This window comes from Propioniciclava tarda (genome assembly GCF_900182665.1).
GTDB classification, from domain to species: Bacteria; Actinomycetota; Actinomycetes; order Propionibacteriales; family Propionibacteriaceae; genus Propioniciclava; species Propioniciclava tarda.
Map to the genome: position 1 here is coordinate 68,851 of NZ_FXTL01000011.1, position 16,456 is coordinate 85,306.

The 16,456-nt window shown below is 68.9% G+C and carries 14 protein-coding genes; 11 read left to right on the top strand and 3 right to left on the bottom strand.

The features are described 5' to 3' along the window. Positions 1-2 precede the first annotated feature (2 nt). Positions 3-1,499 (bottom strand): methylmalonyl-CoA carboxytransferase subunit 5S, encoded by a 1,497-nt coding sequence (locus FN821_RS09415; protein WP_131172356.1) that lies wholly within the window; start codon positions 1,497-1,499, stop codon positions 3-5. Between the two features lie 465 nt (positions 1,500-1,964). Here FN821_RS09415 and FN821_RS09420 point away from each other — a divergent pair, with 465 nt between their 5' ends. From FN821_RS09420 to FN821_RS09435, 4 genes are read left to right on the top strand one after another with little or no spacing between them, the layout of a single operon-like run. After that, entirely contained in the window at positions 1,965-2,723 is a 759-nt protein-coding gene (locus FN821_RS09420) for a glycosyltransferase family 2 protein (RefSeq protein ID WP_206662068.1), read from the top strand. Beyond that, a complete protein-coding gene (locus FN821_RS09425; RefSeq protein WP_131172357.1) occupies positions 2,723-3,094 on the top strand; it encodes a DUF2304 domain-containing protein in 372 nt (123 codons plus the stop codon). Before FN821_RS09420 ends, FN821_RS09425 begins: the two co-directional genes overlap by 1 nt. A 1-nt stretch (position 3,095) precedes the next feature. After that, the gene (locus FN821_RS09430; RefSeq protein WP_131172358.1) at positions 3,096-3,980 is read left to right on the top strand and encodes a glycosyltransferase family 2 protein; all 885 of its coding nucleotides are present in this window, start codon (positions 3,096-3,098) and stop codon (positions 3,978-3,980) included. 12 nt (positions 3,981-3,992) lie between these two features. Next, on the top strand, positions 3,993-5,057 hold the full coding sequence (locus FN821_RS09435) for an NAD-dependent epimerase/dehydratase family protein (RefSeq protein WP_131172359.1): 1,065 nt from the start codon (positions 3,993-3,995) through the stop codon (positions 5,055-5,057). On the opposite strand, the gene FN821_RS09440 is transcribed toward FN821_RS09435, so the two are convergent. Next, positions 5,054-6,247, bottom strand: coding sequence for an acyltransferase family protein (locus tag FN821_RS09440; RefSeq protein ID WP_131172360.1), 1,194 nt, complete (start codon positions 6,245-6,247; stop codon positions 5,054-5,056). The two genes, FN821_RS09435 and FN821_RS09440, sit on opposite strands and share 4 nt — an antisense overlap. Positions 6,248-6,305: 58 nt before the next feature. Between FN821_RS09440 and FN821_RS09445 the strand changes: the two genes are divergently transcribed. From FN821_RS09445 to FN821_RS09465, 5 genes are all read left to right on the top strand, one after another. Further along, positions 6,306-7,574: a hypothetical protein gene (locus FN821_RS09445; RefSeq protein WP_131172361.1), complete on the top strand. Its 1,269-nt coding sequence runs from the start codon at positions 6,306-6,308 to the stop codon at positions 7,572-7,574. Positions 7,575-7,579: 5 nt separating this feature from the next. Then, positions 7,580-8,662, top strand: a complete 1,083-nt coding sequence (locus FN821_RS09450) for a glycosyltransferase family 4 protein (RefSeq protein WP_131172362.1) — start codon at positions 7,580-7,582, stop codon at positions 8,660-8,662. Positions 8,663-8,674: 12 nt separating this feature from the next. Continuing rightward, a complete protein-coding gene (rfbA, locus tag FN821_RS09455) occupies positions 8,675-9,541 on the top strand; it encodes a glucose-1-phosphate thymidylyltransferase RfbA (protein ID WP_131172363.1) in 867 nt (288 codons plus the stop codon). 70 nt (positions 9,542-9,611) lie between these two features. Further along, positions 9,612-10,145 carry a polysaccharide deacetylase family protein gene (locus tag FN821_RS14485; RefSeq protein WP_206662069.1) on the top strand — a complete coding sequence of 178 codons (534 nt, stop codon included), beginning with the start codon at positions 9,612-9,614 and terminating at the stop codon, positions 10,143-10,145. Positions 10,146-10,255: 110 nt separating this feature from the next. Continuing rightward, positions 10,256-11,782 carry an amino acid permease gene (locus FN821_RS09465; RefSeq protein ID WP_131172364.1) on the top strand — a complete coding sequence of 509 codons (1,527 nt, stop codon included), beginning with the start codon at positions 10,256-10,258 and terminating at the stop codon, positions 11,780-11,782. A 234-nt stretch (positions 11,783-12,016) separates the two neighbouring features. On the opposite strand, the gene FN821_RS09470 is transcribed toward FN821_RS09465, so the two are convergent. Next, positions 12,017-13,195, bottom strand: a complete 1,179-nt coding sequence (locus FN821_RS09470; protein WP_131172365.1) for an MFS transporter — start codon at positions 13,193-13,195, stop codon at positions 12,017-12,019. 53 nt (positions 13,196-13,248) lie between these two features. Between FN821_RS09470 and FN821_RS09475 the strand changes: the two genes are divergently transcribed. Continuing rightward, entirely contained in the window at positions 13,249-14,373 is a 1,125-nt protein-coding gene (locus FN821_RS09475; RefSeq protein ID WP_165489319.1) for a LacI family DNA-binding transcriptional regulator, read from the top strand. A 146-nt stretch (positions 14,374-14,519) separates the two neighbouring features. Further along, the gene (typA, locus tag FN821_RS09480) at positions 14,520-16,391 is read left to right on the top strand and encodes a translational GTPase TypA (protein ID WP_131172367.1); all 1,872 of its coding nucleotides are present in this window, start codon (positions 14,520-14,522) and stop codon (positions 16,389-16,391) included. Positions 16,392-16,456 lie beyond the last annotated feature (65 nt).

The window sequence follows — 16,456 nt, forward strand, 5'->3', positions numbered from 1 at the left end:
GATCACGCCCTTTCGACGGTGACCGAGTGCTCGCGGCCACCGAGGGTGACCTTGTACTTGATGGGGCCCTTGACCGCGCCCGCGACGTCCTTCGCGGACGTCTTCTCGGCCTCGACCTGGTCGGGCGTCTTGCCGACGTTCTTGGGGCCGTCCGGACGCGTCGCGAAGAACCCGGGAGCCACGCCCGGGAACATGGCGTAGGTCAGGACGTCCTCGGGGGTGCCGTCGTTGCCGGGCAGCGCTTGGGCGTCCGCGACGAGCTTGTCCCACTCGGGGGGCAGCAGGTCGGCGGGCCGGCAGGTGATCGGCTCCTTCTTGGCCTGGGCCTGGGCGATCGCGACGACCTCGGGGTTGCGCGGGCCGATGCACTCGCCGTAGTAGCCGAGCATGAGGTCGGCGAACTCGCCGGTCATCACCTTGTACTTGCCCATCAGGACGTTGAACACGGCCTGGGTGCCGACGATCTGCGACGACGGGGTGACCAGCGGCGGGTGGCCCGAATCGGCTTTGACCAGCGGGACCTCCTCCATGACCTCGCGGATGCGGTCGCCCGCGCCCTGGGCCTTCAGCTGGCTCTCCATGTTCGAGAGCATGCCGCCGGGGATCTGGCTGGTGAAGATGTCAGTGTCGACCAGGGTCGCCGACTCGAACGCCGCGTACTTTGGACGGATCTTCGCGAAGTGATCGCGGATGCGGATCAGGCGGTCGTGGTCGAGGTTCGTCGTGTACGGCGTCCCCTCGAGCATGGCCACGAGCGACTCGGTCGGGTTGTGGCCCGGGCCGAGGCTCATGGACGAGATCGCGGTGTCGACCACGTCCGCGCCGGCCTCGATGGCCTTCATGAGCGACACCAGGGTGACGCCGGTGGTCGCGTGGCAGTGCACATTGACCTGGACGCCGTCCCCGTAGGTCTCCTTGATGCCGCGGACGATGTCGTAGGCCGGCTGCGGCTGCAGCAGGGCGGCCATGTCCTTGAGCGCCAGCGACTGAGCGCCCATGTCCAGGAGCTGACCGGCCAGCTTGATGTAGCCGTCGACCGTGTGCAGCGGCGAGATGGTGTAGCAGATCGTGCCTTGCGCGTGCTTGCCGGTGGACGCCACCGCGGCCATCGCGCGCGCCATGTTGCGCGGATCATTGAGCGCGTCGAACACGCGGAAGACGTCCATGCCGTTCTCGGCCGACTTCTCCACGAACTTCTCGACCACCATGTCCTCGTAGTGGCGGTAGCCGAGGAGGTTCTGGCCGCGCAGCAGCATCTGCAGCTTGCTGTTGGGCATGAGCTTGCGGAAGGTGCGCAGGCGCTCCCACGGATCTTCGTTCAGGAAGCGGATGCAGGCGTCGTACGTCGCGCCGCCCCAGCACTCGACGCTCCAGTAACCGGTCTGATCGATGTCTTCGCAGGCCTCGACCATGTCTTCGAGCGCCATGCGGGTAGCCATGAGGCTCTGGTGCGCGTCACGGAGTGCGACCTCTGTGACACCAATCGTTCGCTGACTCATGTGACCATCCTTCCACCGTTCTGGACGCCGCGTGCGACGTCCGCTCAACCGCCCACGGTATGGTCAGACCATACGGTGTAGTTAGAGCCACTAGACAAGAGGTATTCAACACATACGGCCCCTCAGCAACGATAATTGCTGGTCTTGCGCGATTTGACTCCAACATGTGCCCTGAGCGACTTTCACCATACGGACGATTCGGTCTCAAAGGTCGGCTACTGACGCGTCCAACAGCAACCCAGGACGCCTCGCCCGGCGCCGGCTTCCGGGCTGTCAGCCAACCCAGGGAACGTCGTCCTGGCAGCTTCTCCTCCGACCACCTGGCGAGCCACACCCCGCGACCCCTCACACCGCCACGCGACAACGCCGACCGTGCTCCTCACCACGCGACCCCCGGCCCCAGCCTCAGCAGCGCCCGGACGGGGTCCGGTAGACTCGCCCCGCCGGGACGGAGGTGCCCCCCACATGACAGCAGCAGCGAGAACGCTGGCCATCATGCCCGCCTGGAATGAGGCGGCGGTCATCGGGGACACGGTGCGCGAGCTGCTCTCAACGGTCGAGGGCGTCGACCTGCTCGTCGTCGATGACGGCTCGTCGGACGAGACGGCCGCTGCCGCGCGCGACGCAGGAGCCGCGGTGATGGTGCTCCCCTTTAACCTCGGCGTCGGCGGCGCCTTGCGGGCGGGCTTCAAGTACGCCTGGGAGAACGGTTACGACCGCGCCATTCAGGTGGACGCCGACGGCCAGCACGAGCCGTCCCAGATCCACGCGGTGCTCGCCGGGCTGGACCAGGCTGACATCTCGATCGGCGCGCGGTTCTCAGGGGTCGGCGACTACTCGGTGGGTGGGCCCCGCCGCTGGGCGATGAGCCTGTTGGCCGCGGTGTTCAGCCGCGTCGCCCGCACCCGCCTCACGGACATCACCTCCGGTTTTCGGGCTGCCAACCGCCGCGCGATCTTGCAGTACACGCGGCACTACCCGGCCGAGTACCTGGGCGACACCGTCGACTCGCTCATGACCGCGCTGCGCGCCGGGCTCACCGTCGTCCAGGTGCCGGTCGCGATGCGTCCGCGTCAGGGTGGCGAGCCGTCGCACAGCCCCGTGAAGGCAGCGATCTACCTGGTGCGATCGGTGTTCGCCCTGTTCATCGCCATGACGCGCGCCAAGAACCGCGTGCCCCTGCCGACCTTGGGGTCGGCCCCCGAGTTGGAGGCGACGCACTGATGGCCCAGGTCGTTTTCGCCGTCGTCGCGGTCCTCGTCGCGTTCGTCTTGTTCCGCCTCCTGCGTGCCGGACGCATCCGCGAGAAGTACGCGGCCCTGTGGATCGTCATCGGCTTCGGCGTCATCCTGCTGGCTCTGTGGCCCGGGCTGCTCATCGCGACGGCGCGGGCGGTCGGCGTGGCCGTCCCGTCCAACCTGCTGTTCTTCGGCGCGATCCTGCTGCTGCTCGGCGTGACGCTGCACCTGTCGCTCGAGGCGTCCAATCTCGAAGACGAAGTGCGGACCCTGGCCGAAGAGGTCGCCCTGCTCAAGACCAAGCTGTCCGCTCCCCTACCGGACGCCCTTCCCGCCGATCCAGCCGACGAGGCCTGACATGCTCGACATCTTCATCCCCTACTGGGGCGAGCCGGCCATGATGCGCGAGACGGTGAGGAGCGTCCTCGCCCAGGACACGGACGCCTGGCGTCTCACGATCGTCGACGACGCGTACCCCACCACCGAGATCGCCGACTGGATCGCGACGCTCGCCCATCCGCGGATCACGTTCCTCCGCAAGGACGCCAACGAAGGCATCACCGCCAACTACCGCACGTGCGTGGCGCGGGCGTCCGCGGACCTGATGATGATGCTCGGCTGCGACGATCGGCTGCTGCCGAACTACGTCCGGACGATCCTGGACGCCCACGCGCGCTTCCCCGGCGCGGGGATCATCCAGCCGGGGGTCGAGGTCATCGACGAGACCGGGAAAGTCGTCCATACCCTCGTCGACGCCGTGAAGCAGCGCGTGGTTCAGCCGCACGGCGGCGGCTACCAGTTGCTGGGCGGCGAGGCCCTGGCCGCCAACCTCATGCACGGCGACTGGCTGTACTGGCCGGCCCTCACGTTCCGCACCGACCGGATCAAGGCCTTCGACTTCCGCGAGGGCTTCCCGATCATCCAGGACCTCGCCTTGGTCATGGACATGGTCTTCGCCGGCGATCAGCTGCTGGTCGCCCCCGAGTTGGCTTTCCAGTACCGGCGGCATTCGGCCAGCGCGTCCAGCGCGAAGCTCGTCGACGGATCTCGGTTCGCCGGAGAGCGGGATTACTTCGCGCTCGCGGCGTCGCAGGCGGCCGGCCTCGGCTGGCGCCGCGCCGAGCGCGCCGCCAAACTCCGTTGGACGTCCCGGCTGCACGCCGGCGTCCTGCTGGCCGGGGCGATGATGAGACGGGACGCCGCCGCGACCCGTGTGCTCGGGCGCCACCTTTTCGGTTTCTGACAAGGAGAGATGATGCGCAAAGGCACAGTGCTGGTGACCGGTGGCGCCGGCTTTATCGGATGCGCCCTCTCGCCGGGCCTCGTCGAGACGTTCGACCGGGTCGTGGCCCTGGACAACCTGCACCCGCAGATCCACGCCACCCGCGAGCGTCCCGCGGCGCTGGCGTCCGGCGTCGAACTCGTCGTCGGGGACGTGACGGAGGCATCCGTCTGGGACAGCGTGCTGGCCGACGTGCGGCCGGACGTCGTCATCCACCTCGCCGCCGAGACGGGCACGGGTCAGTCGCTGTCGGAGTCGTCCCGGCACGGCCTGGTCAACGTGGTCGGCACGACCCAGCTGATGGACGCCCTCAACCGGCACGGCTTGCCGCGCCGCATCGTGCTGAGCTCGTCGCGCGCCGTCTACGGCGAGGGTGCGTGGCGGCGTCCGGACGGGTCGCTCTACTACCCGCCGCAGCGCACGGCCGCCATGATCGAGGGCGGCCACTGGGACTTCGACGGCGAGCCCGTCGCCATGGACGCCCGCGTGGTCTCCCCCGCGCCCGTCTCGGTCTACGCCGCGACCAAGCTCACCCAGGAGCATCTGCTCAAGGTGTGGGGTGCAGCGCTCGGGGTGGAGATCGCCATCGTCCGGCTGCAGAACGTGTACGGCCCGGGCCAGTCCCTGTCGAACCCCTACACCGGCATCCTGTCGCTGTTCGCGCGGCTGGCGCGCGGCGGCAAGACGATCCCGCTGTACGAGGACGGCGCGGTGCGGCGCGACTTCGTGCTCATCGACGACGTCGCGTCCGCCATTCTCGCGGCGGCAATGTCGGACGCCGTGAGCTCCACCCCGATCGACATCGGCTCGGGCGAGTTCCAGACGATCGAGACGGCGGCGTCCGAGATCGCGGCGTACTACGGGGCCCCCCAGCCGGAGATCACGGGCAAGTTCCGCGAGGGTGACGTCCGGCACGCCTGGGCCGACGTGACGGCGGCGTCCGAGATCTTGGGTTGGACGCCGCAGTACAGCCTGCGCGACGGCGTCCGGCGGCTCTGCGACTGGATCGAGCAGCAGCCGAACGTCCCGCCGGCCTAGGTCGGCGGCGCCGCCAGGGGCGCGACCGGTGGCGGGGCCTTGTGCTCGGCCACCAGCGAGTCGCGCACCCGGTCGATGATCGGACGCTCCAGGAGGAACCAGCTCGCCGAGGCCAAGATCGACGTGCCGACGAGCGCGATGCCGATGAGTCCGAAGAAGCCCACCTGCGGGGCGAAGGTCATGACCAGCTGCTGCGTCGGGAAGCCGTAGATGTACATGCCGTAGCTGACGTCGTGGACGCGCGTCCACTCGGGCGAGGGCAGGAGATGTCCCGCGTACAGCAGGGCGTAGGCCGCGAAGAGGCTGCCGACCTGCCCGCCCGCGTAGACGTTGATCTTCATGCAAAGGACGAAGAGGACGATGCTGACGAGGGCGGCTAGCCAGTGCATGCCGATGCGGCGCTTGACCACGTGCAGCACGCCGCCCGCCAGGAAGTAGGGGACGAGCTTCGTCAGAACCTCGCCGTCGAAGCCCATGCCGAGGTACCTGCTGAGGTGCGGGTAGGCGACGCGGGACGCGATCGACGCCAGCCACAGGATCACCACGGGCCACGGCGATCGCCGCGCGATCGCGAAACAGCCCAGGATGCCCACGATCACGTAGCAGAAGAACTCGTAGTACAGCGACCACAGCGAGCCGTTCCAGACGGCCGCATAGGGGACGCCGATGGGCGTGCCCGCGGCGTCCCAGGAGTACATCTTGAGCGTCAGGTTGCTGAAGATGTAGCCGGCCGGCGTCGTCGACGCGCTCCAGAATCCAGCCAGGTTGCCGCGCTGGTGGAAGAAGTTGAGGGGCGCGAAGACGAACGCCGTCACCACCAGGCACATGATGAACGCGGGGTAGATGCGCGCGATTCGCAGCGTCAGGTAGTCGCCGAACGACTTCCCGAACCGCGAGCCCGTGATCAGGTAGCCCGAAAGGCAGAAGAAGCCCGCGACGGCCCAGCCACCGATGCCGTCGCCGAGGTACTGGGGGCCGAAGTCACTCTTGCTGATCAACGGATACGCGTGGTGCACGATGACGCTGGAGGCGAGGATCAGGCGGACCAGGTTCAGGCTGTTGCGTCGCGGATTGAGCCTGGTGCCGAAGAGCATGCCGTCCGCCCGGGGCGCGATGCTTGTGACAAGGCGTCCGGCGAGGCCGCCGCCGCCCGCAGCTGCGGGCGCATCAGCCCCGGTGGGTTGGCTCATGGTCGACGAGACTATCGCCGCCGGTCAGCGTCTCCACCGACCGTGACAGGATGTTCGCGTGTCGACATCCTCGGGTTCTGAGCCGGACGCCGGCGCGGCGACGGCCGCCAGTTCGGCGGGCGGGGGGCTCGGCGCCATCACGATCGCCACGGTCGTGTCCGGGGGAATCGGCTACGTGATCCTCGCGCTCGTCCCACGCGTCATCGCCGAGCCGGCCGCCCTGCTGCAGTTCACGACGTTCTGGTCGGTGCTTTACCTGCTCGTCGCGTCGTTGAGTGGACTTCAACAAGAGGTCGCGCGGGCGACCAGGGCCGGTGGCGGCGAGGGCACAGGGGCCCTGCCGCGGCTCACCCTCAGCCTGGCGGCGGCAACGACGGCGCTGGTGGCCATCACCTCGCCCATCTGGACGCCGCTGGTCGCGCCCCGTCAGCCCGTGGCGGTCGCGGCCGCTCTGATCGTCGCCCTCGTCGGCTACCTCGGGATCGCCAGCCTCTCAGGCGTCTTCTACGGGCTGCGGCTCTGGAAGGCGGTCGCGACCACGACGATCATCGACGCCGTCTTGAGGTTGATCGCGGTGGGCCTCGCGCTGGCCACGTCCGCCGGACCCGCAGGGGTGGCCTGGGCCGTGGCCGCCCCCTTCCCCGTCGCCCTGGCGATCACGTGGCTGCTGTTCCGAGGACGCGTCCAGGGTCGCTACACGCTGGACGTGTCCACCCGCGAACTCGTCGCCAACACCGCGAAGACCCTGGGTGGAACCGTGGCGCTCGGTGTTCTGACCAGCGGCCTGCCGTTCCTCCTGGACCTCGCCCCGACGACCCAGCCTGAGAGCGTCGTCGCCGCGCTGATCGCCGTGGTGAACCTCACCCGGGCGCCGTTGGTGATCCCGTTCCTGGCGTTGCAGGGGTGGCTGATGGTCCTCTTCCGCGACCGCCCCGGCGACCGCACCCGCCTGCTCTGGACGATGCTGGGCGGGCTCGCGCTGCTGTCGCTCGTCCTGGCCGGCGCCGCGTACCTCGTCGAACCAGCCATCCTCGGGGCCCTCTGGAACAACAAGTACGTCGTCGACGGGCCTACCGGGGCAGCCATCGTTTTGACCGCGTCACTCACGGCCGCTATGTGCATCTCCGGGCCCGCGGCCATCGCCGCCAAACGACACGGCCACTATCTGGCGGGCTGGGTGACGGCGGCGGCGGCGTCCGTCGTGCTTCTCTTCCTGCCTCTGCCGCTGGTCGAGCGGGCACTCGTGGCGATGGCGGTCGGACCCCTGCTGGGGGTCAGCATCCACGCCTGGTCGCTGCGGCGTCCGTCCACGTCGCTCCTAGACTGACCGCCATGGCCATCACCGTCGCCCTGGCGATGCTCACCCTCGTCCGCGGCGCCATGGGCGGCACCGAGACCTACGCCAGCGCCCTGACCCGCTACCTCGACCCCGAGCGGGTGGACGCCACGGCGTACGTCCCGCGCGGTGCCGGCGGCTTCAGCGGGGGCATCGACGAGATCGAGATCCCCGAGATCACGCCTGGGGCGTCCAACCTGCAGAGGCTGGCCATGACCGGACGCGGCCTGCTGCTGGGCCGCCAGATCCGGGCGCGGATGCGTCCGGCCCAGGTGGTGCACTTCCCGTTCACGACCGCCATCCCGACGATGCCGTCCTCGGTCGGACGCATCGTCACCGTGCACGACGTGCAGCACCTCGACCTGCCCCACAACTTCTCGCACCTCGAGCGCCTCTACCGCCGGGCCACCTACGAGGCGATGGCCAAGGCGGCCGATCTCGTCATCACCGACAGCGAGTTCGCGCGGCACAGCATCATCGACCACCTCGGGGTCGCTCCCGAGAAGGTGCGGTCGATCCACCTCGGCTTCGACGCGTCCGGGTTCACTCCCTCGGACGCCCCGCGCGAGAATGTGCTGCTGTACCCGGCCCGACCGTACGCCCACAAGAACCACCGGACCCTCATCGACGCCGTGGCCCTCCTGCGCCGCGATGACACCGACCTGCGCCTGGTCCTGACCGGTGAGGGGCTCGAGCGGCTGGGCGAGGTGCCTGACTGGGTCGACCGCCGCGGACTCATCACGTTCGACGAGCTGAAGCGGCTCTACCAGACCTCGCGCCTGATGGTGTTCCCGTCGTTGTACGAGGGCTTCGGCTTGCCCCCGCTGGAGGCGATGGCGTCCGGCTGCCCCGTCGCGGCGTCCTCGGCGGGATCCATTCCCGAGGTCGTGGGCGACGGCGCCGAGCTGTTCGATCCCGCCACCCCCGAGTCGGTCGCGGACGGCATCCGGCGAGCCCTGGGCCACACCGAGGAACTCACGGCTCGGGGACTGGCGCGCGCGGCGTCCTTCGGCGGCTGGGATCGCTGCATTCGGGCCCACGAGGACGCCTATGTCGAGGTCGCGGCGCGGAAGATCTGAAAGACTCACTCCATGCGCGGCATCATCTTGGCAGGCGGGTCCGGCACCCGACTTCACCCCATCACCATGGCGAACAGCAAGCAGCTCGTGCCTGTGTACGACAAGCCGATGATCTATTACCCCTTGTCAACCCTGCTCTTCGCCGGGATCAAGGATGTGCTCGTGATCACGACGCCCCACGAGTCCGAGGCGTTCCAGCGGCTGCTGGGCGACGGCTCGCAGTTCGGTATCGCGATCAGCTACGCCGCCCAGCCGGAGCCCAAGGGCCTCGCCCAAGCGTTCACGATCGGCGCCGACTTCGTCGGTGGCGAGAAGTCGGCCTTGGTGCTCGGCGACAACATCTTCTACGGGCCCGGACTGGGTCGGCAGCTCAAGGGCTTCTCCGACATCGACGGCGCCGCAGTCTTCGCATACTGGGTCTCGACGCCGTCCGCGTACGGCGTCGTGGAGTTCGACGAGGCCGGCAAGGCGCTCTCGATCGAAGAGAAGCCGAAGCAGCCCAAGTCGAACTTCGCGGTCCCCGGCCTGTACTTCTACGACACCGACGTCTGCGAGATCGCCAAGAACCTCGCTCCCTCGGCGCGCGGCGAGTACGAGATCACGGACGTAAACCGGGTCTACCTCGAGCGCGGGAAGCTGCAGGTCGGCGTCCTCCCCCGCGGCACCGCCTGGCTCGACACGGGCACCTTCGACTCACTGAACGACGCGTCCAACTTCGTCCGGACGATCCAGGCCCGCCAGGGCCTCCAGGTCGGCTGCCCCGAAGAGATCGCGTGGCGCATGGGCTTCCTGTCGGACGCAGACCTGGCGGCCCGCGGCGAGAAGCTCGCCAAGTCGGGGTACGGCGACTACCTGTTGAACCTGCTCGCTCAGCGCTAACGGGCGCGCTGCCGAGGATCTCGCGGCGCGCGCACGCGATTTCCCTCGACCCCGATTCGACGGAGACGTGATGCCGCGAGAGCCTCGCCCCACGCGGAGCCTGCTTCCTGCGACCGTGGCCGCGGTGGCCGGCGGCGCCCTCGTCGGTGGGCTGTTGTTCGCCAGCGTCCTGAAGGGACCGCTGGCACTGGTGGTGCTGGCCGTGCTGGGGATCGCCCTCCCTGTCGCGCGGACGCTGGCGGAGCGGGTCGTCGTGCTGATGGTCGGCTACGCGGGGATCCTGTTCAGCCTCTGGATGCTGCCGCTGCCGCTGCCGCACGGCGATCTCCTGGGCGCCGCTATCGGCGCCGGATTTGGGTGGTCGCTGGTCCGCGGCCTGCAGACTGGACGCCTCAGTCGCCTGGTGCCCCAGTTGACGACGGCCCTGATCATGAAAGAAGTGCGGCGAGGCTCGATCATCCTCCTGCATGACATCCAGCCGTCCACGGCCAAGGCGCTGCCGGGAATCATCTCCCAACTGAAGGCCCAGGGGTACACGCTCGTCACCGTGCCGCAGTTGCTGGGCGCGACGACCGCCGGACGGGTCTACAACGGCCAAAAGTGAGGATTCACTTCACTTCTTCAGCGAAAACCCCGCAGGGCTGCCACGGACCAGCGTAGGTTTTTCGGTCGACCGAGGCTTCACGGAGCCCTATTAAGAATCGAGTCAACCTGATGGATCTCTTCAAAACCAAGAGCATCGAGCAGTCGATCGCCGACACCGACGAGCCCGAGTACCAGCTCAAGAAGTCGCTGACCGCCCTGGACCTGACCGTCTTCGGCATCGGCGTCGTCATCGGAGCGGGCATCTTCACCCTGACCGGACGCGCGGCCCACACCGTCGCGGGCCCGTCCATCGTGGTGTCGTTCATCATCGCGGCCTTCTGCTGCGCGCTGGCTGCCATGTGCTACGCCGAGTTCGCCTCGACCATCCCGGTGTCGGGGTCGGCCTACACCTTCTCCTACGCCTCACTCGGCGAGCTGATCGCCTGGATCATCGGCTGGGACCTCATCCTCGAGATGTTCCTCGGCGCCTCCGTCGTCGCGCAGGGCTGGAGCGCCTACCTGGGCGTCTTCCTCGGCAAGCTCGGCATTCACATCCCGGACGCCATCGGTTACGGCGCCAGCCCCTTCACCGAGACCAAGGGCATCGACCTCATGGCCGTCCTGTTGATCGTCGTCCTCGGCGGCCTCGTCACGCTGGGCATCAAGGAGTCCATGCGGGTCAACATGGTGCTGGTCGGCGTCAAGCTGTTCATCGTCTTGTTCGTGATCTTCGCGGGCCTGCAGTTCATCAACCCCGCCAACTACACCCCGTTCGTCCCGCCGCCGGCCCCGGTCGAGGGAGCAGCCTCCGGCTTCGCCTGGACGCAGCCCGTCCTGCAGTGGATGACGGGTGCCGCCCCCACCAGCTTCGGTGTCAGCGGCATTTTCGCCGGCGCGTCCCTGGTCTTCTTCGCCTACATCGGCTTCGACGTCGTCGCCACCGCTGCTGAAGAGACCAAGCGTCCGCAGAAGGATCTGCCGATCGGCATCATCGCGTCCCTGACCATCTGCACCGTCCTGTACTGCGCGGTGGCCCTGGTCGTGACCGGCATGGTCCGCTACGACAAGCTCGACCCGAAGGCCGCCCTGGCGAACGCGTTCGCCGCGAACGGGCAAGGTTGGATGGCGACGCTCATCTCGGCCGGCGCTGTGGCCGGTCTGACGACGGTCGTGTTGACCCTGATGGTCGGCGCAACGCGCCTCATCTTCGCGATGTGCCGCGACAACCTGCTGCCCATCGGCCTGGCCAAGGTGCACCCGAAGTACCGGACGCCGTACGTCATCACCGCCATCGTTACCGTGGTGTGCGCGATCACCGCGGGGCTGACGCCCATCGGCATGCTGGAAGAGATGGTCAACATCGGCACACTGTCGGCCTTCGTGCTGGTGTCGATCGGCGTCCCGATGCTGCGCAAGTCGCGGCCCGACCTGCACCGCGCATTCAAGGTGCCGTTCTCGCCGTTCATCCCGATCCTGTCGGCGCTGGTGTGCCTCTACCTGATGCTCAACCTGTCGATCGAGACCTGGGCGCGCTTCATCGTCTGGCTCATCATCGGCCTCGCGATCTACTTCCTGTGGTCCGGCAAGCACAGCCGCGTCCAGACCGGCATGGAGCTGCCCCACGAGGTGGCGCAGGCGCTGAAGGAAAACCACTAACCCTGGCGTCCGCCTGACGACGGACCAATGGGACGCCGAAGGCCCGGCTCAGTTCGCTGAGCCGGGCCTTTGTCGTCGAGGGAAGCCTCGGAAACGCTCACCCCGGGACGATTCGCTGAACCTCCGCGCAAACCCTCCCCCTCCGCGCACATGCTCACGCTCTGGGGCGAGCGAATCCGGCGGAGGCGAGCATTTGTCGACAACGGTGCCCGGTGGGCACACCGAGCAGGGGCCTCAGGACGCCTTAGGCTCGCGGACGGCCGGCACCGCCAGCAGGGCCGGGACGGAGAAGGCGGCCACGGCGAGCAGCGCGTGCAGGACGCCGGTGTGGTCGCCGAGATAGCCGAGCAGCGGCGGGCCGCCGAGGAAGGCGAGGTAGCCGATCGTCGACACGACGCTGAGCCGGGCCGCCGCGCGGGCCGGGTCGTCGGACGCCGCCGACATGCCGACCGGGAAGCCCAGTGACGCGCCGATGCCCCACAGGGCGGCGCCGATGAACGCCAGCACCGGAGTGCCGAACACGACCAGGAGGCTGCCGACGATCGCGAGTCCGAACAGGACCCGCAGCACCGGGACGCGCCCGTAGCGGTCGAGGGCGTAGGTGCCGGCGAGGCGTCCGATGGTCATGAAACCCAGGAACGTGGCGAACCCAAGGACGCCCAACCAGGCCGGCAGATGGTGACCCTCGACCATCGCGACGGCGATCCAGTCGTTGGCCGAACCTTCGGTGAAGGCGGCGGCGAGCACGACGAGGCCGATGACGAGCGTGCGCGGCTCGAACCATGCCGGACGCCCCTGGGCGTGAGCGGTGGCCTCCTCGGCGTCCTCGATCGGCAGGAACCACGAGGTACCGCGCAACGAGACGGCGAGCACCGCGACCACGACCACGATCATGTGCACCAGGATCGGCACCTTGAGCCAGGTCAGCAGGCTGCCGAGCAGCGCGGACGCCACGGTCGCACCCGAGAAGGCGGCGTGGAACCACGGCATGATCGCGCGCCCGAGGCCGCGCTCGACCTCGGCGCCCTCGTGGTTCATGGCGACGTCCCAGACGCCGATGCCGAGGCCCCCGAGGAACATCGAGATCCAGATCATCGGGATGCTGTGGAACACGTCCACGCCGATCGCGGCGGCGGTGAGCCCGAGGGACGCCGACGCCATGCCGGACAGCACCGTCTTGGTGGTGCCGATGGTGCGGATGATGCGTCCGGACAGGGGCAGCCCGATCACCGAGCCGGCGGCCATGGCCAGCAGCAGCGTGCCGAGCTCGCCGGGGGTGAGGTCGAGCACGCGCTTGATGTCGGGCAGCCGGGACGCCCACGACGAGAACGCGACACCGGACGCCCCGAACACCAGGAAGACGCCCGTGCGCGCGCGGGTGATGACGCTGCGCTCCAGGGAAAGGACCGACACTTGAACAACCTCTCGAATCGATTCGATCGAAACGATTCGATACTATGGTAATCGTGACGCCTGAGCAAGCCCGAAGCAGCGACGAGACCGCCCGATCCCGAGCGACCGACGAGGCGCGTCCGCCCGCGACCGTCACCCTCGCCGACGTCGCCCGCCGCGCCGGCGTGGCGACCTCGACGGCGTCCCTCGTCTTCTCCGGACGCGGCCCGGTCGCCCCCGCGACCGCCGAGAAAGTCGCGCGGGCGGCGTCCGAACTCGGCTACGCCGGACCCGACCCACGCGCGGCCCAGCTCCGCACCGGACGCACCCGCGTCGTCGGCGTCAGCTACGACGGCACCCTGGCGGGCGCGTTCGCGGACCCCTATCAGGTGGCGCTCTTGGGCGGGTTCTCCGAACTCCTGGACGCCGAGGGCTACGGCCTGCTGCTGCTGCCAGAGTCGCAGGGGGCGGCCGGGCTGCCGCTGTCGAGCCACAGCATGGACGCCGTTCTGTTCGCGATGTGCGGCGCACTGGAGCGTCCGGATGTGGACGCCCTCGCCGCGCGCGGGCTTCCGCTGCTGGGCACGGGTGCGCCGCTCGATGACCGTGTCGTCCAGCTGACCATCCCGGACCGGGGGGCGACGGCCGAGATCGTCGAGCACCTGCGGGGGCTCGGCCACACCCGCATCGGGCACGTCACGATGCCGCTGGCGGCGGGGGCCCGTCCGGGGCTGGTGTCGGCGGCGGAGGCGTCCGGCGCGGACTACGTCGACACCCGCGACCGCGCCCGCGGCTTCCTGGACGGCGGCGGAACCCCGGAGTTGATCGCGGCGGCGTCCGACCTGACGGTGGACGCGGGGGCCGCGGCGGCGTCCCTCTTGCTGGACGCGGACCAGCCGCCGACGGCGCTCGTGTGCCAGTCCGACCTGCTGGCGCTCGGGGCAATCAAGGCCGCGGGTGAGCGCGGGCTGGCTGTGCCGGACGACCTCAGCGTGGCCGGATTCGACGGCGTCGAGACGCCATGGTTCAGCGGACGCCTCACGACCGCGGACCAACGGCCGGCCGAGAAGGGCCGTGAACTGGGTCGGATGATGGCGGCGCTCCTCCGTGGCGAGCCGGTGGCGTCCGGGACGTTCGACGTCCGGCTGCGTCCGGGGACGACGACGGGTCCGGCTGCGAGCCAGTTCGTGGCGGAGTAGGTATCGCTCAGCGAGACTCTTACCGCCAGAACCTGTCGCCAGGGTCGTGTTCAGGCGCGCCCGGGCGCGCTAGTAGACTGCACCAGCCCGGCGTCCCGGGCCGCTCACCGGCGCCATCGGCGTCCGATCGCCTAGGAAGTCACCACATGCCCACTCGCGCCGACCTGCGCAACGTCGCCATCATCGCCCACGTCGACCACGGCAAGACCACGCTGGTGGACGCGATGCTGTGGCAGTCGGGCGCCTTCCGCGAGAACGCCGACGTCAACATTCGCGTCATGGACTCGATGGATCTCGAGCGCGAGAAGGGCATCACGATCCTCGCGAAGAACACCGCCGTCAAGCACGTCATCGGCGGCGAGAACGTCACCATCAACATCATCGACACCCCCGGCCACGCCGACTTCGGCGGCGAGGTGGAGCGCGGGCTCGAGATGGTCGACGGCGTCCTGCTGCTGGTGGACGCCTCGGAGGGTCCGCTGCCGCAGACCCGATTCGTGCTGCGCAAGGCGCTCGCCAAGCACCTGCCGATCATCGTCGTGATCAACAAGGTCGACCGCGCGGACGCCCGCATCGCCGAGGTCGTGGACGAGGTCTACGCCCTCTTCATGGACCTCGTCGACGACGAAGAGGCGCACAAGCTCGACTTCCCCATCCTGTACTGCGCAGCCAAGGCCGGACGCGCGTCCCTGACCGCTCCCGCGGACGCGACCATGCCCGATTCTGAGAACCTCGAGCCGCTGTTCGAGACGATCCTGTCGACGATCCCGGCGCCGTCCTACACCGAAGGCGCGCCGCTGCAGGCGCACGTCACGAACCTCGACTCGTCCCCCTACCTCGGACGCCTCGCCCTGTGCCGCATCGCCGAGGGCGAGATCAAGCGCGGGCAGACGGTGACCTGGATCAAGCGGGACGGGACGGCGTCCAACGTTCGTCTGTCCGAACTGCTGATGACGGACGCCCTCGAGCGCGTCCAGGTCGACTCAGCGGGCCCCGGCGACATCATCGCGGTCGCGGGCATCCCCGAGATCACGATCGGCGAGACCCTGGCCGACCCGAGCGACCCGAAGGCGCTGCCGCTGATCCACGTTGACGAGCCGTCCATCTCGATGACGATCGGCATCAACACCTCGCCGCTCGCCGGCAAGGTCGGCAAGAAGCTGACGGCCCGCCTCGTGAAGGCGCGCCTGGACGCCGAGCTGGTCGGCAACGTCTCGATCCGCGTCCTACCGACGGAGCGTCCGGACACGTGGGAGGTCCAGGGACGCGGCGAGCTGCAGCTCGCGATCCTGGTCGAGATGATGCGCCGCGAGGGCTTCGAGCTCACCGTGGGCAAGCCCGAGGTCGTCACGCGGCTCGTCGACGGCAAGGTGCACGAGCCCACCGAACGGCTCACGATCGACGTCCCCGAGGAGCACGTCGGCGCGGTGACGCAGATGCTCGGCGTCCGCAAGGCGTCCCTGGAGCAGATGGTCAACCACGGCACCGGCTGGGTCCGGATCGAGTACATCGTCCCGGCTCGCGCGCTGATCGGGTTCCGCACCGAGTTCCTCACCGAGACCCGCGGCACGGGCCTCATGCACCACGTGTCCGAGGGCTACGCGCCCTGGTTCGGCGACCTGCGGAACCGCCAGACGGGCTCGCTCGTGGCCGACCGGATGGGGTCCGTGTCGTCCTATGCACTGTTCAATCTGCAGGAGCGCGGCACCCTCTTCGTCGGACCCGGCGAGGAGGTCTATGAGGGCATGATCTGCGGTGAGAACGCCCGCGCCGACGACATGGACGTCAACCCGACCAAGGAGAAGCACCTCACCAACGTGCGCTCCTCGACCGGCGACGAACTCGAGCGGCTGATCCCGCCGCGCCGCATGTCGCTGGAGCAGTCGCTGGAGTACTGCGCGTCCGACGAGTGCCTCGAGGTCACCCCCAAGGACGTCCGCATCCGCAAGGTCACCCTCGACATGAACGATCGCGCCAAGATCCGCAACCGGGCGAAGAAGGCGACCGAGGCGTCCTAGCGTTCGAGGCGTCCGACCCGGCGGGCCGGGCACGACGCATAGTGGACCCACAGGTCCGACGCAGA